This is a genomic window from Methylobacterium tarhaniae (assembly GCF_001043955.1).
Classification (GTDB): Bacteria; Pseudomonadota; Alphaproteobacteria; order Rhizobiales; family Beijerinckiaceae; genus Methylobacterium; species Methylobacterium tarhaniae.
Window position 1 is genome coordinate 1 of sequence record NZ_LABZ01000363.1, and the last position, 939, is coordinate 939.

1 protein-coding gene is annotated in these 939 nt (G+C 62.5%); it reads left to right on the forward strand.

What is annotated here, in order from left to right; translation table 11 throughout:
* Positions 1 to 409 precede the first annotated feature (409 nt).
* On the forward strand, positions 410 to 939 hold a 530-nt coding region (locus VQ03_RS29950; protein WP_048454583.1), incomplete at its 3' end, for a Crp/Fnr family transcriptional regulator.

The window sequence follows — 939 nt, forward strand, 5'->3', positions numbered from 1 at the left end:
GCCGGCCTCGGCCAGGACATCCCCGACCTCGAGGCCGAGCAGCGGATCCTCCTCGACCAGCAGCACCGTCGGAGGGCGGTCGTGCTGTCCCAACATCGATCCTCCCGACTTCGGCTCGCAGAGGCGCACCATCGTCAGAGATTTATAGGCGCTTGTCGCTGCGCCTGTAAGAGATCGTGCGGCTTGGTGTTATATCGTACAATAGCGACACGCGATGTCGGTTCCCATATTATCATATGATGCCTGGATTTATCCTGTGAGAATGTCGAATGATAAACGTGGCATCATTTGTTATGATCATTTGTTACCCAAGATAATAGTTTGAATTACTCGCGATCGACTGCTAACGAACAACAGATTTCCTGTCCGGACAGGACAACTCGGCTGTTGGATCAGCGAGGAGAGCGCCGTGCCCCAGCTCCAGCAATCGACCGTGCGCAACCGGGTCCTGAGGGCCATGGCACCCGAGGATTTCGCACGGCTGGCGCCTCACCTCGAACCGATCGCGCTGCAGCTGCGCGAGGTGGTGATCGGTCCCGACGCGCCGGTGGACGACCTGTTCTTCCTCGAGAGCGGCATGGTCTCGATCTCGACCGCCCACGACGAGCGCCGGATCGAGGTCGGGCTGATCGGCCGCGAAGGGCTGGTCGGCGCGGTGCCGGTGGCGCTCGATTGCATCAGCACGCCGCATGTCTACTTCGTCCAGCTCTCGGGCGAGGCCTTCAGCATCGGCCGGGCGGCGCTCTGCGCCGCCCTCGACGAGAGCCCGATCCTGCGCCGGCTGCTCCTGCGCTACGTCCACACCCTGATCGTCCAGATCACCCAGACCGCCTACGCCCACGCCTCCTTGAGCCTCGAAGGCCGCCTCGCGCGCTGGCTGGTGATGTGCCACGACCGGTCGGACAGCGACGAACTCGTCCTCACGCACGAGTTCCTGTC